We start from the raw sequence: 22,543 nt of genomic DNA, 5'->3' as shown, positions 1-22,543 counted from the left end.
GTTCTGGTTCTGGAGCGGCTGTCCGATGCCCGCCGGAAGGGTCATCGGGTGTTGGTGGTTCGGGGTACGGCGGTCAATCAGGACGGTGCTTCGAACGAGATATGACGGCTCCGAAATGGTCCGTCGCAGCAGCGGGTGATTCGTCAGGCGCTGGCGAATGCGGGTCTGGACCCGGTCGATGTCGATGCGGTGGAGGCGCACGGTACGGGCACCAGGCTGGGGTGACCCGATTGAGGCGCAGGCGTTGTTGGCGACGTACGGTCAGGGGCGTCTGAGGATCGGCCGTTGTGGTTGGGTGCGATCAAGTCGAACATCGGTCACACGCAGGCGGCGGCCGGTGTCGCCGGGGTCATCAAGATGGTGCTCGCGATGCGCCGGGGTGTGCTGCCGAGGACGTTGCATGCGGAGACCCCGTCGTCGCACGTGGACTGGTCGGCCGGCGCGATCGAGCTGCTGACCTCGTCGCGGCCGTGGGACGTGGACGGTCGTCCGCGCAGGGCGGGCGTCTCGGCGTTCGGCATCAGCGGCACCAACGCGCACGTGATCCTGGAAGAGGCCGAGCCGGTCACCGCGCCGGTGGTCGCCAACGTGCCGCCGCTGCCGGTGACGCCGTGGCTGGTGTCCGCCCGCAGCGACCAGGCACTGGCCGAGCAGGTGGCCCGGGTGCGGGAGTTCGAGGCGGCGGATCCGGTGGCGGTGGGCCGGGCGCTGGCGTTCGGCCGGGCCCAGCTGCCGCACCGGACGGTTCTGCTGGGCTCCGAGTCCGTGACCGGCGTGGCGAGTACCGACACCCGGGTGGCGTTCCTGTTCTCCGGTCAGGGCAGCCAGCGCCCGGGAATGGGTCTCGGGCTCTACGAAGCTTTCCCGGCGTACGCGACAGCGTTCGACGAGGTGTGCGCGGCGCTGGACATGCCGTTGCGTGAGGTGGTCGTCGGTGACTCTCTGGACGAGACCTCGAATACGCAGCCGGCGTTGTTCGCGGTGCAGGTCGCGGTCTACCGGCTCCTGGAATCCTGGGGCATCACTCCGGCGGCGTTGGGCGGTCACTCGATCGGCTTGATCGCGGCGGCCCACGTTGCGGGTGTGCTGGACCTGGCGGACGCGGCGCGGCTGGTCAAGACCCGCGGCCGGTTGATGCAGCAACTCCCGGCCGGTGGGGCGATGGTGGCCCTGGACGCCTCCCAAGCCGAAGCAGAGGCGTTGATCGCCGGGCACACCGATCGGGTTGGTGTGGCGGCGGTGAACGGGCCGAAGTCCACCGTCATCTCCGGCGACGAGGCCGTTGTCGAACAGTTGGCGGCTCGGTGGCCGGGCCGTTCGCGGCGGTTGAAGGTGAGCCACGCGTTCCACTCGCCGCTGATGGAGCCGATGCTCGCCGAGTTCGCCGCTGTCTTGTCCGAGTTGACCTGGCACGCCCCGCAGTTGCCGGTGGTCGGCGGTGAGGTCGACAACCCCGAGTTCTGGGTGCGGCATGCGCGTGAGGCGGTGCCGTTCCACGACATGGTGACCGAGCTCGAGGGTCACCTGTTTGTGGAGATCGGCCCGGACGCGACGTTGTCGGCGATGGCGGCTGACGCCGGGACCTGGCTTCCGGTGCTGCGCCGGGACCGGGACGAGTCGCTGGCGGTGCTGACTGCGGTGTCCGGGATCCACGCCCACGGCGGCACAGTGGACTGGGCCGCGCTGCTGGGTGACGGCCCGGCGCCGGTGCTGGACCTTCCCACGTACGCCTTCCAGCGCGAGCGTTACTGGCCCCGGGTGCGCAACCTGGCCGTACGCGGCGACGACGGGTTCGACGCCCAGTTCTGGCAGGCGGTGCAGCAGGGTGACGGCGCGGCGCTGGCGGGCACTTTGGGGGTCGATGAGCAGGGCGTGACCGCTTTGCTTCCGGCGTTGGCGCGGTGGCGGCAGGGCCGTAAGGATCGGGCGTTGCTGGATGGCTGGCGTTATGAGGTGGTCTGGTCTCGTATCTCGGTTCCGGCTGCTCGTTTGGAGGGCACGTGGCTGGTTCGCGGTGAGGACGTGGATGGTCGTGTGCGGCGGATGCTGGTGGAGGCGGGCGCCTCGGTTGAGGGTGACGACCCGGTCGGTGTGGTGGTGGTGCCGGGTGAGGATCCGATCGGTGAGCTGATCGCGCTGCTTCAGGAGCCTGGTACGGCCCGGGTGTGGGTGTTGAGCCGGGATGCTGCGGTGTGGGGTTTTGGCCGGGTGGCGGCTTTGGAGTATCCGCAGCGGTGGGGTGGTCTGGTCGAGGTTCCGGATGGTCCGCTCGGCGGCGCGGTGGCGGCGGTGCTGGCCGGTGGTGGTGGTGAGGATCAGGTTTCGGTACGTCCGGATGGTGTGTTCGCCCGGCGTCTGGTGCGCGTGCCCGCGATGGCCGCGGCTCAGGTTTGGCAGCCGCGTGGGGCGGTGTTGATCACTGGTGGTACGGGTGGTCTGGGTGGTCATGTGGCGCGGTGGGTGGCCGCCAACGGTGCCGGTCACGTGATTCTGACGTCGCGGCGGGGCGTCACGTCGGGTTCGCTGGTGGCGGAGCTGGCGGAATCCGGCGCGCGGGTGTCCGTGCTGGCCTGTGATGTGACCGATCGGCGGGCCCTGGCCTCGATCGGCCCGGTCGACGCCCTGGTCCACGCGGCCGGTGCCGGACAGGCTGCCCCGATCGCCGGCACCACGCCCGAGGTGATCTCGGCCGTGTGGGACGGCAAGGTCGAGGGTTTGCGGGCTCTGCACGAGGTGCTGGTCGAGGGCGGGCACCCGTTGGACAAGGTGGTGCTGTTCTCGTCGATCTCGGCGGTCTGGGGCAGCGGCGGTCAGGCCGTGTACGCGGCGGCCAACGCCTACCTGGACGGCTATGCCGCCACTCATCCCAACACCACCAGTGTGGCCTGGGGCCCGTGGGCCGGCGACGGGATGGCCGACGCCGAGACGATCGCCGAACTGGGTCGGCGTGGCGTACGGGCGATGGACCCGCGCCTCGCGATCGAGGCACTTGCCGGGGCGGTGGGCCAGGGTGTGAGCTCGGTGTGCGTGGCGGACGTGGACTGGGCGCGGTTTGCTCCGGTGTTCACGGTGGCCCGGCCGAGTGCTTTGCTGTCGGGTCTGCCGGAGGTGCAGGACGCCCTTGTCGTGGTCGATGGACCCGTTGGGGAGCTTTCCGGGTTGGCGGTTCGGGTGCGGCAGGCTGCCGTCGGTGATCGGGCGGCGATGGTGCTGGCCGTGGTTCGTGGGCAGGCGGCGGCTGTTCTTGGGCATGCTGACGCTGCTGCGGTGGAGGCTGGTACGGCGTTCCGGGAGATGGGGTTCGATTCGCTGACCGCGGTCGAGCTGCGTAACCGGTTGGCTGCCGAGACCGGTCTGACCCTGCCGGCGACCCTGGTGTTCGACTATCCGACGCCGGTGGCGCTGGCCGAGTTCCTGCTCGGTGAGCTGACCGGTGTGGCGACCCAGGCGGCCTCGGCCGTGGCGACCGTCGGGATGACCGACGAACCGATCGCCATCGTGGGCATGAGTTGTCAGTTCCCGGGTGGTGTTTCGTCGCCTGCGCAGTTGTGGGAGTTCCTGGCGGCCGGTGGTGATGGGATCGGTGCTTTCCCGGCCGATCGGGGTTGGGATCTGTCGGTGTTGCCGGATGGTTTGAGGGTGCCGGATCAGGGTGGGTTCCTGGCTGGTGCGGTGAGTTTTGATGCCGGGTTCTTCGGGATCAGTCCGCGTGAGGCCCTCGCCATGGACCCGCAGCAGCGGCTTCTGTTGGAGTCCGCGTGGCAGGCTCTGGAGGATGCCGGGGTGGATCCGGTCGGGTTGCGGGGTTCGGACACCGGCGTGTACGTGGGCACCAACGGCCAGGACTACCCGGTGCTCCTCGGGCTGGCCGGTTCCGACGGCGAAGGCTTCCTCAGTACGGGCAACGCGGCGAGTGTGATGTCCGGCCGGCTCGCGTACACGCTGGGTCTGGAAGGTCCGGCGGTCTCGGTTGACACCGCCTGTTCGTCGTCGCTGGTCGCCTTGCACATGGCCGGGCAGGCATTGCGGTCCGGTGAGTGTTCGCTGGCCCTTGCTGGTGGTGTCACGGTGATGGCCACGCCGGGCACGTTTGTGGAGTTCGCCCGCCAGGACGGCCTGGCTGCTGACGGCCGGTGCAAGGCGTTCGGTGACGGCGCGGACGGCACCGGTTGGAGTGAAGGTGTCGGCATCCTGGTTCTCGAGCGCCTCTCCGACGCCCGCCGCAACGGTCACGAGGTGCTCGCGGTGGTCCGGGGCACGGCGGTCAACCAGGACGGCGCCTCCAACGGCATGACCGCCCCCAACGGCCCGTCCCAGCAGCGGGTCATCCGCCAAGCCCTCGCCAACGCCGGGCTGACCACCGCTGACATCGACGCGGTGGAGGCACACGGCACCGGCACGAGGCTGGGTGACCCGATCGAGGCGCAGGCGTTGCTGGCGACGTACGGCCAGGGCCGGCCCGAGGACCGGCCGCTGTGGCTGGGTGCCATCAAGTCGAACATCGGTCACACGCAGGCGGCGGCCGGTGTCGCGGGCATCATCAAGATGGTGCTCGCGATGCGCAACGGTGTGCTGCCCAGGACGTTGCATGCGGAGACTCCGTCGTCGCACGTGGACTGGTCGGCGGGTGCCGTGCAACTGCTTGCAGAGTCGCGGCCGTGGGAGGCGGCCGAGCGTCCCCGCCGGGCCGGTGTGTCGTCGTTCGGGATCAGCGGTACCAACGCCCACGTCATCCTCGAGGAGGCGCCGGCTGCCCCGGTGACCGAGGATCCGGTCGGGCCGCCGGTGGTGCCGTGGATGCTGTCGGCGCGTAGTGAACGGGCCCTCGAAGAGCAGGTGACCCGGCTGCGGGAGTTCGCCGCCGGGCGGCCGGATCTGGATCCGGTCCGGGTGGCGCGGGCGCTCGCGTTCGGCCGGGCGCACTTGCCGCATCGCGCGGTGCTGCTGGGTTCGGACATGGTGACCGGGGTGGCGGGTGCCGATTCCCGGGTGGCGTTGATGTTCTCGGGCCAGGGCAGTCAGCGCCCGGGGATGGGTGAAGGGCTTTACGAGGCGTTCCCGGTGTACGCGGCGGCGTTCGACGAGGTGTGTGCGGCACTGGATATGCCGTTGCGTGAGGTGATCGTCGGCGATTCGCTGGATCAGACGTCGTTTACGCAGCCGGCGTTGTTCGCGGTGCAGGTGGCTCTCTATCGGCTGTACGAGTCGTGGGGTGTGACGCCGGCGGCACTCGGCGGTCACTCGATCGGCTTGATCGCGGCGGCCCACGTTGCGGGTGTGCTGGACCTGGCCGACGCGGCGCGGCTGGTCAAGACCCGCGGCCGGTTGATGCAGGACCTCCCCGCCAGTGGGGCGATGGTGGCCCTGGACGCCTCGCAGGCCGAGGCGGAAGCGCTGATTGCCGGGCACACCGATCGGGTTGGTGTGGCGGCGGTGAACGGGCCGAAGTCAACGGTCATCTCGGGCGACGAGGTGCTGGTGGAGGAGCTGGCCGCGCGGTGGCCGGGTCGTTCGCGGCGGCTCAGTGTCAGCCACGCGTTCCACTCGCCGTTGATGGAGCCGATGCTCGCCGACTTCGCAGCGGTCCTGTCGGAGCTGACGTGGCACGCGCCTGAGCTGCCGGTGGTTGGCGGGGAGGTGGACCGGCCGGAGTTCTGGGTGCGGCATGCTCGTGAGGCGGTGCCGTTCCACGACATGGTGACGGAACTCGAAGGCCACGTGTTCATCGAGATCGGGCCGGACGCGACGCTGTCGGCGATGGCGGCCGATGCGGGGGTCTGGCTCCCGGCGTTGCGCCGGGATCGCGACGAGGCGCAAACGGCGGTGGTGGCCCTCGGCGGCGTGTGGGCACACGGCGGCCCGGTCGACTGGACCGCGCTCCTGGGAACCGGCCCCGCTCAACGGCTGGACCTCCCGACCTACGCCTTCCAGCGCGAACGGTATTGGCCGCGCATCCGGGAGTTCACCCCCGCGGTGAACTCGGTCGACGCCCAGTTCTGGCAGGCGGTGCAGCAGGGCGACGGCGCGGCGCTGGCGGGCACTTTGGGGGTCGATGAGCAGGGCGTGACCGCTTTGCTGCCGGCGTTGGCGCGGTGGCGGCAGGGCCGCAAGGACCGCGAAGTCCTGGACGGCTGGCGTTATCAGGTCACGTGGTCGCCGATCACTGTTCCGGCTGCTCGTTTGGAGGGCACGTGGCTGGTTCGCGGTGAGGACGTGGATGGTCGTGTGCGGCGGATGCTGGTCGAGGCGGGCGCCTCTGTTGAGGGTGACGACCCGGTCGGTGTGGTGGTGGTGCCCGGTGAGGACCCGATCGGTGAGCTGATCGCCCTGCTTCAAGAGCCTGGTACGGCCAAGGTGTGGGTGTTGAGCCGGGATGCTGCGGTGTGGGGTTTTGGCCGGGTGGCGGCTTTGGAGTATCCGCAGCGGTGGGGTGGTCTGGTCGAGGTTCCGGACGGCCCGCTCAGCAGCGCGGTGGCGGCGGTGCTGGCCGGTGGTGGTGAGGATCAGGTTTCGGTACGTCCTGAGGGTGTGTTCGCCCGGCGTCTGGTGCACGCCCCGGCGAGCGCGTCGCAACAAGTGTGGCAGCCGCGTGGGACGGTGTTGATCACTGGTGGTACGGGTGGTCTGGGTGGTCATGTGGCGCGCTGGGTTACGGCGGAGCATGTCGTGTTGACGTCGCGGCGTGGGGTGACTTCCGGCGCGTTGGTGGCGGAGTTGGCCGAGTCGGGCAAGCGGGTGACGGTGCTGGCGTGTGATGTCGCCGATCGTCAGGCTTTGAAGGCTGCCCTGGCTCCGCTCGGCCCGATCAACGCTGTCGTGCACGCGGCCGGAGTCTCGCAGGTCACGTCGATCGCGGAGACCACGCCCGAGGTGATCTCGGCCGTGTGGGACGGCAAGGTCGAGGGTTTGCGGGCTCTGCACGAGGTGCTGGTCGAGGGCGGGCATCCGTTGGATGCGGTGGTGTTGTTCTCGTCGATCTCGGCGGTGTGGGGTAGTGCGGGTCAGGGTGTGTATGCGGCGGCCAATGCCTATCTGGATGGTTATGCCGCTGTGCATCCGAACACGGTCAGTGTGGCTTGGGGTCCGTGGGCCGGTGACGGGATGGCTGACGCGGAGACGGTGTCCGAGTTGCGTCGTCGTGGCGTACGGGCTTTGGATTCGCGTCTTGCTCTGCAAGCGCTGGCCGACGCGGTGGGTCGGGGTGTGAGTTCGGTGTGCATCGCCGACGTGGACTGGGCGCGGTTTGCTCCGGTGTTCACGGTGGCCCGGCCGAGTGCTTTGCTGTCGGGTCTGCCGGAGGTGCAGGACGCCCTTGTCGTGGTCGATGGACCCGTTGGGGAGCTTTCCGGGTTGGCGGTTCGGGTGCGGCAGGCTGCCGTCGGTGATCGGGCGGCGATGGTGCTGGCCGTGGTTCGTGGGCAGGCGGCGGCTGTTCTTGGGCATGCTGACGCTGCTGCGGTGGAGGCTGGTACGGCGTTCCGGGAGATGGGGTTCGATTCGCTGACCGCGGTCGAGCTGCGTAACCGGTTGGCTGCCGAGACCGGTCTGACCCTGCCGGCGACCCTGGTGTTCGACTACCCGACGCCGGTGGCGCTGGCCGAGTTCCTGCTCGGTGAGCTGACCGGCGTGGCGACCCAGGCGGCCTCGGCCGTGGCGACCGTCGGGATGACCGACGAACCGATCGCCATCGTGGGCATGAGCTGCCGATTCCCCGGCGCGGACGGCCCGCGGGCCCTGTGGGAACTGCTCGCGGCAGGCGGTGACGGGATCGGCGCGTTCCCCGCGGATCGGGGTTGGGACCTGTCGTTCCTGCCGGACGGGCTCAGCATCCCCGACCAGGGCGGCTTCCTGGCCGACGTGGCCGGGTTCGACGCCGCGTTCTTCGGGATCAGTCCGCGTGAGGCCCTCGCGATGGATCCGCAGCAGCGGCTTCTGTTGGAGTCGGCGTGGCAGGCTCTGGAGGATGCCGGGGTGGATCCGGTGGGGTTGCGGGGTTCGGACACCGGTGTGTATGTGGGCACCAACGGTCAGGACTATCCGGTGCTCCTCGGGTTGGCCGGTTCCGATGGCGAGGGTTTCCTCAGTACGGGTAACGCGGCGAGTGTGATGTCGGGCCGGCTTGCGTACACGCTGGGGTTGGAAGGTCCGGCGGTCTCGGTTGACACCGCCTGTTCGTCGTCGCTGGTTGCCCTGCACATGGCGGGGCAGGCGCTGCGGTCCGGTGAGTGTTCGCTGGCTCTTGCTGGTGGTGTGACGGTGATGGCCACGCCGGGCACGTTTGTGGAGTTCGCCCGCCAGGACGGTCTGGCCACCGACGGCCGGTGTAAGGCGTTCGGTGATGGTGCGGACGGTACTGGTTGGGGCGAGGGCGTTGGTGTTCTGGTTCTGGAGCGGCTGTCCGATGCCCGCCGGAAGGGTCATCGGGTGTTGGCGGTGGTTCGGGGTACGGCGGTCAATCAGGACGGTGCTTCGAACGGTATGACGGCTCCGAATGGTCCGTCGCAGCAGCGGGTGATTCGTCAGGCGCTGGCGAATGCGGGTCTGGACCCGGTCGATGTCGATGCGGTGGAGGCGCACGGTACGGGCACGAGGCTGGGTGATCCGATCGAGGCGCAGGCGTTGTTGGCGACCTATGGTCAGGGGCGGTCTGAGGGTCGGCCGTTGTGGTTGGGTGCGATCAAGTCGAACATCGGTCATACGCAGGCGGCTGCGGGTGTTGCGGGGATCATCAAGATGGTCTTGGCGATGCGAAACGGTGTGCTGCCGAGGACGTTGCATGCGGAGACTCCGTCGTCGCATGTGGACTGGTCGGCGGGTGCCGTGCGGCTGCTCTCGCAATCGCGGCCGTGGGAGGCGGCCGAACGTCCCCGGCGGGCGGGTGTGTCGTCGTTCGGGATCAGTGGCACCAACGCGCACGTGATCCTGGAAGAGGCCGAGCCGTCGCCCGTTTCGGAAGGCCCGGCGCTTCCGGTGGTGCCGTGGCTGGTGTCCGCCCGCAGCGAGAGCGCCTTGCGGGAGCAGGCGTTGCGGCTGCGGCGATTCGTCGAGGAGCGGCCCGGTCTGGACCTTGCGCAGGTCGGCCGGGCGCTGCTGAACGGCCGGGCCCGGTTGCCGCACCGCGCGGTGGTGCTGGGCTCCGATCGTGACACGCTGCTCGACGGCTTGGCCGATCTGGACCGTTCGCCGGCGGCGGTGACCGGTGTCGCGGGTGCGGGCGCGCGGGTGGCGTTGATGTTCTCCGGTCAGGGCAGTCAGCGCCGGGGGATGGGTCTCGGCCTTTACGAGGCGTTTCCCGCGTACGCGGCGGCGTTCGACGAGGTGTCAGCCGCGCTGGACCTGCCCTTGCATGAGGTGATCGACGGCGAGGAACTGGACCGTACGGAGTTCACCCAGCCGGCCCTGTTCGCGGTGCAGGTGGCCTTGTTCCGGCTGTACGAGTCGTGGGGTGTGACGCCGGCGGCCCTCGGTGGTCACTCGATCGGTTTGATCGCGGCGGCCCACGTGGCCGGGGTGCTGGATCTGGCGGATGCGGCCCGGTTGGTCAAAGCGCGCGGCCGTCTGATGCAGCAGCTCCCGACCGGTGGGGCGATGGTGGCCCTGGACGCCTCCCAGGCCGAGGCGGAGGCGTTGATCGCTGGTTACACCGATCGGGTTGGTGTGGCGGCGGTGAACGGCCCGTCCTCCACGGTGATCTCGGGTGACGAGGCTGTGGTTGAGGAGTTGGCGGCGCGGTGGCCGGGCAGGTCGCGTCGGTTGAAGGTGAGCCATGCGTTCCATTCGCCGTTGATGGAGCCGATGCTCGCTGATTTCGCCGCTGTCTTGTCCGAGTTGACCTGGCACGCGCCTGAGTTGCCGGTGGTTGGCGGGGAGGTGGACCGGCCGGAGTTCTGGGTGCGGCATGCTCGTGAGGCGGTGCCGTTCCACGACATGGTGACCGAGCTCGAAGGGCACCTGTTTGTGGAGATCGGCCCGGACGCGACGCTGTCGGCGATGGCGGCCGATGCCGGGACCTGGCTTCCGGTGCTGCGCCGCGACCGCGACGAGCCGCTGACGGCGCTGGCCGCCGCGGCCGGGATCCACGCGCACGGCGGCTCGATGGACTGGACCGCACTGCTCGGCGCCGAACCGGCGACGGCCGAACTGCCGACGTACCCCTTCCAGCACGAGCGGTACTGGCCTCGCCTGACCGGCGCCTGGGCCGGTGACGCCGGAGCGTTCGGCCAGAACGCCGCCAACCATCCCCTGGTCGGTGCCGCGGTCTGGCTGGCCGACGGCGACGGCATGCTGCTGACCGGCCGGCTGTCGCTGGCCGCCCAGCCCTGGCTGGCCGATCACGTCGTGCTCGGCTCGGTGCTGCTGCCTGGCACGGCGTTCGTCGAAATGGTGATGTGGGCCGCCGACCAGGTCGGATGTGCCGTGATCGACGAGCTCACCCTGCAGATGCCGCTGGTGGTCCCGGCCCAGGGCGGCATCCAGGTGCAGGTGTGGGCCGGGGACGCCGACGAGAGCGGCCGCCGCCCGGTGAACGTCTACTCCCGCCCGGAGCAGGGCGAAGGCCCCTGGACGCGGCACGCCACCGGTGTGCTCAGCCCGGAGTCCACGGCCAGCGAGGTGGAACCACCGGCCTGGCCGCCGGCCGGCGCGGAACCGGTCGACGTGGAGGGCGCGTACGAGAACCTGGAACGGGCCGGCTACGGCTACGGCCCGCTGTTCCAGGGCCTGCGAGCGGTGTGGCGTTCCGAGTCGGCGGTGTACGCCGAGGTGGCCCTGCCCGACCCGGGTGACGCCGACCGGTTCGGCCTGCACCCGGCCCTGCTGGACGCCGCCACCCACGCGATCGGGGTGGGCGGGTTGCTCGACGGCGGCCGGGCGCTTTTGCCGTTCGGCTGGAACGGGGTACGGCTGCACGCCGGCGGCGCGAGCACCCTGCGGGTGCGGCTGAGCCGCCACGAGGAGACGGCCGACGCGGTCCGGGTGGCCACGTTCGACGCCGCCGGGCAGCCGGTCCTGACGGCGGAGTCGTTGCTGCTGCGGGCGCCGGCCGCCCCGGTTGAGGCGCCCGACGCCGCCCGGTCGCTGTTCGTGGTGGAGCTGTTCCCGCTGCCGCAAGCCGACGTGTCCGACCCCGTGGGGCGGGCGGAAGACGGTGGTCTTGCCGGCGTGGTGGTGTGGAGCCCGGCTGCGCCGGACGTCGAGGTGGCGCTGCGTCGTGTGCAGGACTGGTTGGCTGATCCGGCGTCGGCGGACAAGCGTCTGATGGTGCTGACCCGGGGCGCCTCGGACGGCATGGATCTGGGTGCGGCCGCGGTGTGGGGTCTGGTGCGGTCGGCGCAGTCCGAGCACCCCGACCGGTTCGTGCTCGTCGACACGGATGACCCGGATCAGCCCTCGGACGAGATTCTGCGGCAGATCGTGGCTTCCGGGGAGCCGGAAGTGGTGCTGGCCGACGGCGTCCCGTATGTCCGCCGGTTGGTACGCGCCGCCCGCGGCAGCCTGGCCGTCGGCGCGGGGCAGCGGATGGGCATGTCGGCGCCGGGTGCGCTCGACAACCTGACCACGCTGGCGTACCCGCGTGCCACGGCTCCGCTGGCAGCCGGTGAGGTGCGGGTGGCGGTGCACGCCCAAGGGTTGAACTTCCGGGACGTGCTGATCGGGCTGGGCATGTACCCGGACCCGGCAGCCATGATGGGTGGCGAGCTGGCCGGCGTGGTGCTGGAGACCGCGCCCGACGTGACCGCTCTGCGCCCGGGGGATCGCGTGTTCGGCCAGGGCGCCGGCCTGGGACCGGTGGTCGTCACCGACGCCCGGCTGGTCACCCGGATGCCGGGGGAGTGGTCGATGACGGATGCGGCGGCCGTGCCGGTGGTGTTCCTGACCGCCTTCTACGCGCTGCGCGATCTCGCCGATGTGCGGCCCGGCCGGCGGATCCTCATCCACGCCGGTGCGGGCGGGGTCGGGATGGCGGCGATCCAGCTCGCCCAGGCGTGGGGTCTTGAGGTGTACGCCACCGCGAGCCCCGCCAAGCAGGAGGTCCTGTACGGCCTCGGCATCCCGCCGGAGCGGGTGGCCTCGTCGCGGGATCTCGAGTTCCGGGAGAAGTTCGCCGGCGGGGTCGACGTGGTGCTCAACGCGCTGACCGGGCCGTTCGTGGACGCCTCGCTGGAACTGCTGGCACCCGGTGGCATCTTCCTGGAAATGGGCAAGGCCGACATCCGCGATCCGCACGCGATGCCGGACGTCACGTACCGCGCGTTCGACCTGATGGAGGCTGGTCCCGACCGGCTGACCGGGATGCTGGCCGAGCTGGTCGGGATGTTCGCGGCCGGAGGGCTGCAGCTGCCGCCGGTCACCGTGTTCGAGGCGGCGCGGGCGGTCGAGGCACTGCGTTACCTGCAGGCGGCCCGGCACGTCGGCAAGGTTGTGCTGCGTTACCCGGCTCCGGACCCGGACGGCACGGTGCTCATCACCGGTGGCACCGGCGCGCTGGGTTCGATGCTGGCCCGGCACCTGGGCGGTGACCTGCTGCTGCTCTCGCGCCGTGGCGTGCACGCGGAAGGCGCGGCCCGGCTGGCGGCGGACTTGGCGGAAGCCGGTTCGCGGGTACGCATCACCGCCTGCGACGCGGCCGACCGGGTGGCCCTGGCGGCGGTGATCGCCGACCGGAAGCTGACCGGGGTGGTGCACACGGCAGGTGTGCTCGACGACGCCACGGTGGAGTCGCTGACCCCGGAACGCCTCGCGACCGTCCTGCGGGCCAAGGCCGACGCCGCCTGGAATCTGCACGGGCTCACGCGCGACGCCGACCTGGCGCTGTTCGTGCTGTACTCGTCGGCGTCGGCCACGTTCGGCGCGGCCGGTCAGGGCAACTACGCGGCGGCCAACGCGTACCTCGACGCCCTGGCCCAGCGGCGGCAGTCGCTCGGCCTGCCGGGTCAGTCGCTGGCCTGGGGTCTGTGGGCCGAACGTTCGGCGATGACAGGGACCCTCGGTGACAACGACCTGGCCCGGATGAACCGCGGCGGCGTCCAGGCCCTCTCCCGCGAGCAGGGCATGGCGCTGTTCGACGCGGCGCTCGCCGACGGTCGCCCGGTGCTGGTGCCGATGCGGCTCGACGTGGCCGGGCTGCGGCGGTCAGGTGTGGTGGCGCCGCTGCTGCGGGCCCTGGCCGGCACCTCACGCCGGGTGGCGGCCGGTGCCGACCTGTCCGGGCGGCTCGCCGCCTCGCTGGCCGGGCTCGGCGCGGCCGAGCAGGAAGGCCTGGTGCTGGAGCTGGTGCGTGCCCAGGCCGCGGTGGTGCTGGGGCACAGCGGCAGCCAGGCGGTGGACGCCGACGCGGTGTTCCGGGATCTCGGCTTCGACTCGCTGACCGCGGTCGAGCTGCGTAACCGGCTGGCGGGCGTGAGCGGTCTGCGGCTGCCGGCCACCCTCGTTTTCGACTACCCGACGCCGCGCGCGCTGGCCGGTTACCTGCTGGCCGAGGTCGCCGGGGCCGACGTGCAGGTCGCCTCGGTGAAGGCCACCGTGTCGGCCACCGACGAGCCGATCGCGATCGTGGGCATGAGCTGCCGCTTCCCGGGCGGCGTGGACTCGCCGCAGCAGTTGTGGCAGATGCTGGCGTCCGGCGGTGACGGGATCGGCGCGTTCCCGGCCGACCGCGGCTGGGACCTCGGCGCCCTGGCCGAGGGTGCCAGCAGCACCGCCCGTGGCGGGTTCCTGACCGACGTGGCGGGTTTCGATGCCGCGTTCTTCGGGATCAGCCCGCGTGAGGCGCTGGCCATGGATCCGCAGCAGCGGCTGCTGCTGGAAACGACGTGGCAGGCGCTGGAGGACGCGGGTGTCGACCCGAGCGGTCTGCGTGGCACCGACACCGGCGTCTACGTCGGCGTTTCCAGCTCCGGGTACGGCCTGGGCGCGGACGTCGGCGAGGGCCACCTGCTGACCGGGTCGACGACCAGCGTGGCGTCCGGCCGGGTGGCGTACACCCTGGGGTTGGAAGGCCCGGCGGTCTCGGTCGACACCGCGTGCTCGTCCTCGCTGGTCGCCTTGCATCTCGCGAGCCAGGCGCTGCGCTCCGGCGAGTGCGGGCTGGCCCTGGCCGGCGGCGTGACCGTGATGGCCACGCCGGGCATCTTCACCGAGTTCTCCCGCCAGGGCGGCCTGTCCCCGGACGGCCGGTGCCGGGCGTTCGCGGACGAGGCGAACGGCACCGGTTGGAGTGAGGGCGTCGGCATCATCGTGTTGGAACGGCTGTCCGACGCTCGCCGTAACGGCCACCGGGTGCTGGCCGTGGTCCGGGGCACGGCGGTCAACCAGGACGGCGCGTCGAACGGCTTGAGCGCCCCCAACGGCCCGTCGCAGCAGCGAGTGATCCGGCAGGCCCTGGCGAACGCCGGGCTGAGCGCCGCTGACATCGACGCTGTGGAGGCGCACGGCACCGGCACCACGCTGGGTGATCCGATCGAGGCGCAGGCTCTGCTGGCGACGTACGGTCAGGACCGTCCCGAGGATCGGCCGTTGTGGCTCGGCTCGATCAAGTCGAACATCGGTCACACCCAGTCGGCCGCCGGTGTCGCGGGCATCATCAAGATGGTTCTGGCGATGCGGCATGGCGTGCTGCCGAAGACGCTGCATGTCGACGCGCCGTCGTCGCACGTGGACTGGGCGTCCGGCGATGTCGAGCTGTTGACCGAGGCCCGCCCGTGGGAGGCGGACGGCCGTAAGCGCCGGGCTGGTGTGTCGTCGTTCGGTATCAGTGGCACCAACGCGCACGTGATCCTGGAAGAGGCGGACGCCGCGCCGGTCACCACGAGCGCGACGCCGCAGGTGGTTCCCTGGGTGCTGTCGGCGCGCAGCGAGCAGGCCCTGCGGGAGCAAGCGGCCCGGCTGCGGCGGTTCGTGGCCGAGGAACCGGAGCTGGACCTCGCCCGGGTCGGCCGGGTGCTGCTGAACGGCCGGGCCCGGCTGCCACACCGCGCGGTGGTCCTCGGCGCCGACCGCGGCCAGCTGCTCGCCTCGCTGGCCGACGTCGACGCGGTTCGCGGACCGGCCAAGACGGGTGGCGCCGGAGCCGTGTTCGTGTTCCCGGGCCAGGGTGCGCAATGGACCGGAATGGGGCTCGGCCTGTGGGAGTCGGATCCGGTTTTCGCGGCGGCGATGGAGCGTTGCGAACAGGCGTTGGCGCCGTTCGTGGACTGGTCGCTGCGGGAGGTGCTCGCCGACCGGGCGACGCTGCGCCGGGTGGACGTGGTGCAGCCGGCGTTGTGGGCGGTGATGGTGTCGCTGGCGGAGTTGTGGCGGCATTGGGGTGTCGAGCCGGCGGCGGTGATCGGCCATTCGCAGGGTGAGATCGCGGCGGCGGTGGTGGCCGGTGGGTTGTCGCTGGTTGACGGCGCGCGGGTGGTGGCGTTGCGCAGTCAGGCGATTGCCGCGATCGCGGGTGGTGGCGGGATGGTGTCGGTGCCCGAGCCGCCGGCCGAGGTCGAGCCGCTGCTGGCGCGTTTCGGCCTTGCGGTGGCGGCGGTCAACGGCCCGTCCCAGGTGGTGGTGGCCGGTCCGGCGGACGCCTGCGAGGAGTTCCTGGAAGTCCATCCCGAACTGAACGCGCGGCGGATCCTGGTCGACTACGCCTCCCACTCGGCCGAGGTCGAGCCGGTGCGCGACCAGCTCGCCGCCGACCTGGCCGGGCTGACGCCGGTCGCGGGCGGGGTGCCGTTCTATTCGACGGTCCACGCGGAGCCGATCGAGACCAGCGTGCTGGACGGCGACTACTGGTACACCAACTTGCGGCAGACCGTGCGTTTCGCCGACACCGTGCAGGCGTTGATCGCGGCCGGTCACCGGACCTTTGTCGAGATGAGCCCGCATCCGGTGCTGACGATGGCGGTCGAGCAGGCGGGCGACGGCCTGGTGGTGACCGGCAGCCTGCGCCGCGACGAGGACACCCTGGCCCGGTTCCTGCGGGCGGCGGCCACCCTGCACACGGCCGGCGTCGAGGTCGACTGGACGCGTGCGCTGGGTGAGCGCCCGGCCGTCCCGCTCAGCCTGCCCACCTACCCGTTCCAGCACGAGCGGTTCTGGCCGCGGGTGGCGGCGGTGTCCGGGGCGGGAGCCGAGCTCTGGCAGGCGATCCAGCGCCAGGACGTGGACTCGCTCGCGGCGGCGCTCGACCTGCCGGAGCCGGACCGGGACTCGCTGCAGCAGCTGATGCCGGCGTTGTCGCGGTGGGCCCGGCAGCAACACGGCGGGTCGCCGCTGGCGCAGTGGTGGTACCGGCTGGACTGGACGGCGCTGCGCGGTGAGCCGGCCGCCCGGCTGCACGGCACCTGGCTGGTGATCGCCCCGGCCGGGTACACGGGCCGGGAACCCGAGATCCTGGCCGCGCACGGCGCCGAGGTCCGGCTGGTCGAGGTTGACCAGGCCACGGCCGTACGGCGCGACGAGCTGGCCGGCCTGCTGCGGGCCGCCGCGGGTGACGAGCCGGTCCGGGCCGTGGTGTCGCTGCTCGCACTGGACGAACCGGCCGGCCCGGCCGGCCCGCTCGTCAGTGCCGGCGCGGCCGCCACGCTCGTGCTGACCCAGGCGCTCGGCGACGCGGGCATCGAGGCCCGGCTGTGGCTGCTGACCCGGGGCGCGGTCGGCGCCGGCGGTGGCGTGCCGGACCGTCCGTTGCAGGCAATGGTGTGGGGCCTCGGCCGGGTGACCGCGCTCGAGTGTCCGGACCGGTTCGGCGGCGTCGTCGACCTGCCGGAACACTGGGACACCCGGTCCGAACGGGCCTGGTGCGCGGTGCTGGCCGGCTGGGACGGCGAGGACCAGGTGGCGATCCGCGAGGACGGCGTTTACGCGGCCCGGCTGGCTCGGCACGAACCGGCGCCGGTCCCGGCCGCCGAGCGCTGGCGGCCGTCCGGCACGGTCCTGGTCACCGGAGGTACCGGCGCCCTCGGCGCCCACCTGGTGCGGTGGCTGACCGCCCTCGGCGCCGCGCACATCGTGGTCACCAGCCGGCGCGGGATCGCCGCGCCGGGGGTCGCCCAGCTGCTGGCCGCGGTGGACGGCGGCCCGGCCCGGGTCGAGGTGATCGCGTGCGACGCGGCCGACGGCCCGGCACTGGCCGGGCTGGTGGACCGGCTGGCCGTCCGCGGCACGCCGGTCCGCACAGTGGTGCACGCCGCGGCCCTGATCGAGCTGAACTCCCTGGACCGCCTGGATCCGGCCGCCCTGGCCGACGTCCTGCGGGCCAAGGTGGTGGGCGCCTGGGAGCTGGGCCGGGTGCTGAACCCCGCCGAGCTGGACGCGATGGTGCTGTTCTCGTCGATCGCCGGGCTGTGGGGCAGTGGCCTGCACGGCGCCTACGCTGCCGCCAACGCGTTCCTCGACGCGTACGCCCAAACGGCTCATTCCCAGGGTTTCCCGGTCGTCTGCGTGGACTGGGGCATCTGGGCCGCGGAGACCGTGAACACCGCGCCTGCGGCCGACCGGGTCGAGGTCACCCCGGAGACCGTGATGGGGCAGGGCCTGCGGTTCATGGACCCGGGCACCGCGCTGGAAGGTCTCCGCCAGGCGCTGGACCTGCGGCTGCCGAACATCGCGATCGCCGACATGGACTGGGAACGGTTCGCGCCGGTCTTCACCGCCCGCCGCCCGAGCCCGCTGATCGGTCACCTTCCCCAGGTACGCGAGATCCTGGGCAGCCAGGACACCGCCGACGGGGACAGCGGGCTCGCCCAGCGGGTGGCCCAGGCCGCCCCGGCCGACCGTGACCGGCTGCTGATCGACCTGGTCGCCCAGCATGCGGGCGTCGTCCTCGGGTACGCGGACGGGCAGACGATCGCGGCCGGCACGGCGTTCCGGGAGATCGGGTTCGACTCGATCACCGCCGTCGAGCTGCGCAACCGCCTGGTCACCGCTACCGGGCTGGCGCTGCCGGCCACGTTGGTGTTCGACCACCCGACCCCGCAGGCCCTGGCCGCGCACCTGCTGACCGAGCTGACCGGCGCCAAGGCCGAGCCGGCCCCGGTCGTCGCCACCGCCGCGGCCACCGACGAACCGGTCGCGATCGTCGGCCTCAGCTGCCGGCTGCCGGGCGGGGTGGAGAGCCCCGACCAGCTGTGGCAGTTGCTTACCGACGGCGGCGACGCGATCAGCGGACTGCCCACGGACCGCGGCTGGGACCTGAGCGCGTTCCCGCCCGAGGTGGTCGCCACCGGGCAGGGCGGGTTCCTGGCCGACGCGGCCGGGTTCGACGCCGCGTTCTTCGGGATCAGCCCGCGCGAGGCGCTGGCCATGGACCCGCAGCAGCGGCTGCTGCTGGAAACGGTCTGGCAGGGCCTGGAGGACGCCGGCATCGACCCGGCCGGGCTGCGCGGTTCCAGCACCGGCGTCTACATCGGCAACACCGGCCAGGACTACTCGACGCTGCTCGCGATGGCCGCCGACGACAACGCCGGCCACGCGGTCACCGGCAACGCGGCAAGCGTGCTGTCCGGCCGGGTCGCGTACGCGCTGGGTCTGGAAGGTCCGGCCGTCTCGGTCGACACCGCGTGCTCGTCGTCGCTGGTCGCGCTGCACATGGCGGGCCAGGCGCTGCGGTCCGGGGAGTGCTCGCTGGCGGTGGCCGGCGGCGTCACCGTGATGGCCACCCCGGCCACCCTGGTCGGCTTCGTCCAGCAGCAGGCGGTGGCCTCCGACGGCCGGTGCAAGGCGTTCTCGGACGCGGCCGACGGGATGGGCATGGCCGAGGGGGTGAGCATTCTGGTGCTGGAACGGCTGTCCGACGCCCGCCGCAACGGCCACCAGGTGCTGGCGGTGATCCGGGGGAGCGCGGTCAACCAGGACGGCGCCTCCAACGGCCTCAGCGCCCCGAACGGCCCCTCGCAGCAGCGGGTCATCCGGCAGGCGCTGGCCAACTCCCGCCTGACCGCCGCCGACGTCGACGTGGTGGAGGCGCACGGCACCGGCACCAGACTCGGCGACCCGATCGAGGCCCAGGCCCTGCTGGCGACGTACGGCCAGAACCGCCCCGCCGACCGGCCGCTGTGGCTCGGCTCGGTCAAGTCGAACATCGGCCACACCCAGGGTGCGGCCGGCGCCGCCGGGGTGATCAAGATGGTCCTGGCGATGCGGCACGGCCTGCTGCCGAGGACGCTGCACGTGGACGCGCCCTCCTCGCACGTGGACTGGTCGGCCGGCGCGATCGAGCTGCTGACCGCGCCGCGGCCCTGGGCGGCGGACGGAAGGCCCCGCCGGGCGGGCGTGTCCTCGTTCGGCATCAGCGGCACGAACGCCCACCTGATCCTCGAGGAGGCCGAACCGGTCGCCGAGCCGGCAGCCGCGCCCCCGCTCGCGATGGTGCCGTGGGTGTTGTCCGCGCGCAGCGAGCAGGCGCTGCGGGAACAGGCGGGCAAGCTCCGGCGGTACGTGACGGCCGGCCCCGAGCTCGACGCGGCCCGGATCGCGCGGGCCCTGACCGGCACCCGCACCACCGGCCTGTCACACCGCGCGGTGGTCGTCGGCGCCGACCGGGACGAGCTCGCCGAGGCCCTGGCCGCCCTGCAGGACACCGGCGTGGTGCACTCCACCGCCCGTACAGCGATGGTCTTCACCGGCCAGGGCAGCCAGTACCTGGACATGGGCCGGCGCCTGTACGCGGCCTACCCGGTCTACGCCGAGGCGTTCGACGAGGTCGCCGCCGAGCTCGACCGGCACCTGCGGCGCCCGCTGCGCGACGTCATCACCGACGAGGACCTCGACCGCACCGAGTACACCCAGCCGGCGCTGTTCGCGGTCCAGGTCGCGCTGTACCGGCTGCTGCGTTCGTGGGGCGTCACCCCGGACCGGCTGGCCGGGCACTCGGTCGGCCTGCTGGCGGCCGCCCACGTGGCGGGCGTGCTCGACCTGCCGGACGCGGCCCGGGTGGTCGCCGTCCGCGGCCGGCTGATGTCGGAGCTGTCGGAACCGGGCGCGATGGCCGCCCTGGACGCCTCGCCGGCTCAGGCGCGGGAACTGATCGCCGGCCACACCGACCGGGTCGGTATAGCCGCCGTGAACGGGCCGTCGTCCACGGTCATCTCGGGCGACGAGGGCTTGGTCGAAGAGCTGGCCGCGCGGTGGCCGGGCCGATCCCGGCGGTTGCGGGTGAGCCACGCTTTCCACTCGCCGTTGATGGAGCCCATGCTGGCCTCGTTCGCTGCCGTCCTGGCCGGTGTCGCGTGGCACGAGCCGCGGATCCCGGTGGTCGGCGGCGCGGTGAGCGACCCGGAGTTCTGGGTCCGGCACGCCCGCGAGGCCGTGCCGTTCCACGACGCGGTGACCGAGCTGCGCAACGACGGCATCAGCGTGTTCGTCGAGGTCGGGCCGGGTGGCTCGCTGACCGCGATGGCCGAGCCGGACGCCGGGACCTGGTTGCCGGTGATGCGCCGCGACCGCGACGAGGCCCGGACCGTGCTGACCGCGCTGGCCGGGGTGCACACCCACGGCGGCGCCGTCGACTGGGCGGCCGTGACCGGGACCGGCGGGCCGCGCCTGACCGGGCTGCCGACCTACCCGTTCCAGCACCAGCGGTACTGGCCGACGGCCGACGCCCACCGGTTCACCCCGGCCCGCGCGGCCGGCGACTGGCGGGTCCAGGAGGCCTGGCGGCCGCTGACCGGCGCCCCGGCGGTCGACGTGACCGGGTCCTGGCTGCTGGTGGCCCCGGCCGGCGCCGCCGCGGAGGTCACGGATGGCCTGGCGGGTCACGGAGCCCGGGTCACTCACATCGCCGCGGACCCGGTTGCCGGCCGCGAGGCGCTGGCCGACCGGATCCGGGCAGCCGTCACCGAACCGCCGCGCGGTGTCATCTGGCTGCCGCCCGCCGCCGACCCGGTGGCGTCGCTGCTGGTGACCGCCCAGGCGCTCGGGGACGCCGGGGTCGAGGCGCCGTTGTGGGTTGTCACCCGGGGTGCCGCCGGAACCGGCCCGGCCGACCCGGTCACGGACCCGGACGCCGCCGCCGTGTGGGGCCTGGGCCGGGTGATCGGCCTCGAACACCCGCGGCGCTGGGGTGGCCTGATCGACCTCCCGCCGACCGGCCGCGTCCGGCCCGAGACGTGGTGTGCGGTGCTCACCGGGTGGGACGGGGAGGACCAGGTCGCCGTACGCCCGAACGGTGTCCACGGCCGCCGCCTGACCCCCGGAGGCCCGCTGAACGGCAGCCCGTGGACGCCGCGCGGCACCGTGCTGATCACCGGCGGCACCGGCGGCCTCGGCGCCCACGTGGCCCGCTGGGCGGCGGCCGGCGGCGCCGAGCACCTGGTGCTCGTGTCCCGCTCCGGGCTCGGCGCCCTGGACCCCGGCCTGCGCGACGAACTGGCCGCCACCGGGGTCGAGGTCACCGTGGCCGCCTGCGACGTGGCCGACCGGGACCAGCTGGCTGCCCTGGTCGAGCGGATCGGCGCCGACCGGATCCGGGCCGTCGTGCACACCGCCGGGCTCGGCCAGGCCACCGCCGTCGCGGACACCACCCTCGACGAGGCGGCCCAGATCATGGCGCCCAAGGTGGACGCCACCCGGCACCTCGCCGAGCTGCTGGATCCGTCCCGGCTCGACGCGTTTCTGGTGTTTTCCTCGATCGCGGCGGTGTGGGGTAGTGGAATGCAAGGGGTTTACGCCGCCGCGAACGCTTACCTGGACGCCTTCGCCCGGATCCAGCGCGCCGCCGGACGGCCGGTGACCAGCGTGGCGTGGGGGCTCTGGGACGGTCCGGGGATGGGCGCCGGGGAGGCCGGGGCGCAGCTGCGCCGCCGGGGCATCGCGCCGATGGCGCCGGCCGCTGCGGTCCCGATGCTGGCAGCGGTGGCCGGCGACGCCGTGCCCTCGGTTGCGGTGGCCAACATGGACTGGGCTCGGTTCGCCCCGGTCTTCACCGCGGCCCGGCCCAGCCCGCTGCTGAGCGAACTACCCGCCGTACGGGACGCGCTGACCACCCCGGTGGCGGCGGAGACCGCCCCGGCCGAGCCCGCCCTGCGGAGCCGGGTGGCCGGCATGAACGACGCCGACCGCGAGCGGACGATCCTGGAGGCCGTCCAGGAGCAGGCGGCCGCCGTCCTGGGCCACGCCGACCCGTCCGGCATCGAACCCGACCAGGCGTTCCGGGACCTCGGTTTCGACTCGCTGACCGCGGTCGAGTTCCGTAACCGGCTGGCCGCCGCCACCGGGCTCACCCTGGCCGCCACGGTGGTCTTCGACTACCCGACGCCGCGGGTGCTCACCGAGCACCTGCGCGGCCTGCTCACCTCCGGCCCGGCCGAGGAACTGCCCCTGCTGGCGGCGCTGGACCGGCTCGAGACGCGGCTGACCGCCCTCGACGCCGACAGCGAGCTGCGCACCACATTGACCGCACGGCTCCAGCTCCTGGCGGCCGGCCTCGACGAGGCGGCCCGTAAGGCCAAGTCCGCCACCACGGTGACCGAGAAGCTCAGCGATGCGAGCCGGGACGAGGTCCTCGACTTCATCAACAACGAGCTCGGCCTGTCGTGACCGGCTACTACGACCTCCCACTCCGTTC

At 72.4% G+C, this 22,543-nt stretch carries 1 protein-coding gene and 1 pseudogene; both read left to right on the top strand.

What is annotated here, in order from left to right; genetic code table 11:
* Positions 1-126: 126 nt before the first annotated feature.
* Positions 127-393, top strand: a pseudogene (locus tag C8E87_RS46215) (type I polyketide synthase); the annotation flags it as partial.
* A complete protein-coding gene (locus tag C8E87_RS46210; RefSeq protein WP_243755212.1) occupies positions 370-22,515 on the top strand; it encodes a type I polyketide synthase in 22,146 nt (7,381 codons plus the stop codon). The pseudogene C8E87_RS46215 and the gene C8E87_RS46210, both read left to right, overlap by 24 nt.
* Positions 22,516-22,543: the final 28 nt, after the last annotated feature.

It is taken from the genome of Paractinoplanes brasiliensis, from assembly GCF_004362215.1.
GTDB lineage: Bacteria > Actinomycetota > Actinomycetes > Mycobacteriales > Micromonosporaceae > Actinoplanes > Actinoplanes brasiliensis.
The sequence above is the reverse complement of the archived record's forward strand: the minus strand, read 5'-3'. Positions and strand labels throughout refer to the sequence as shown.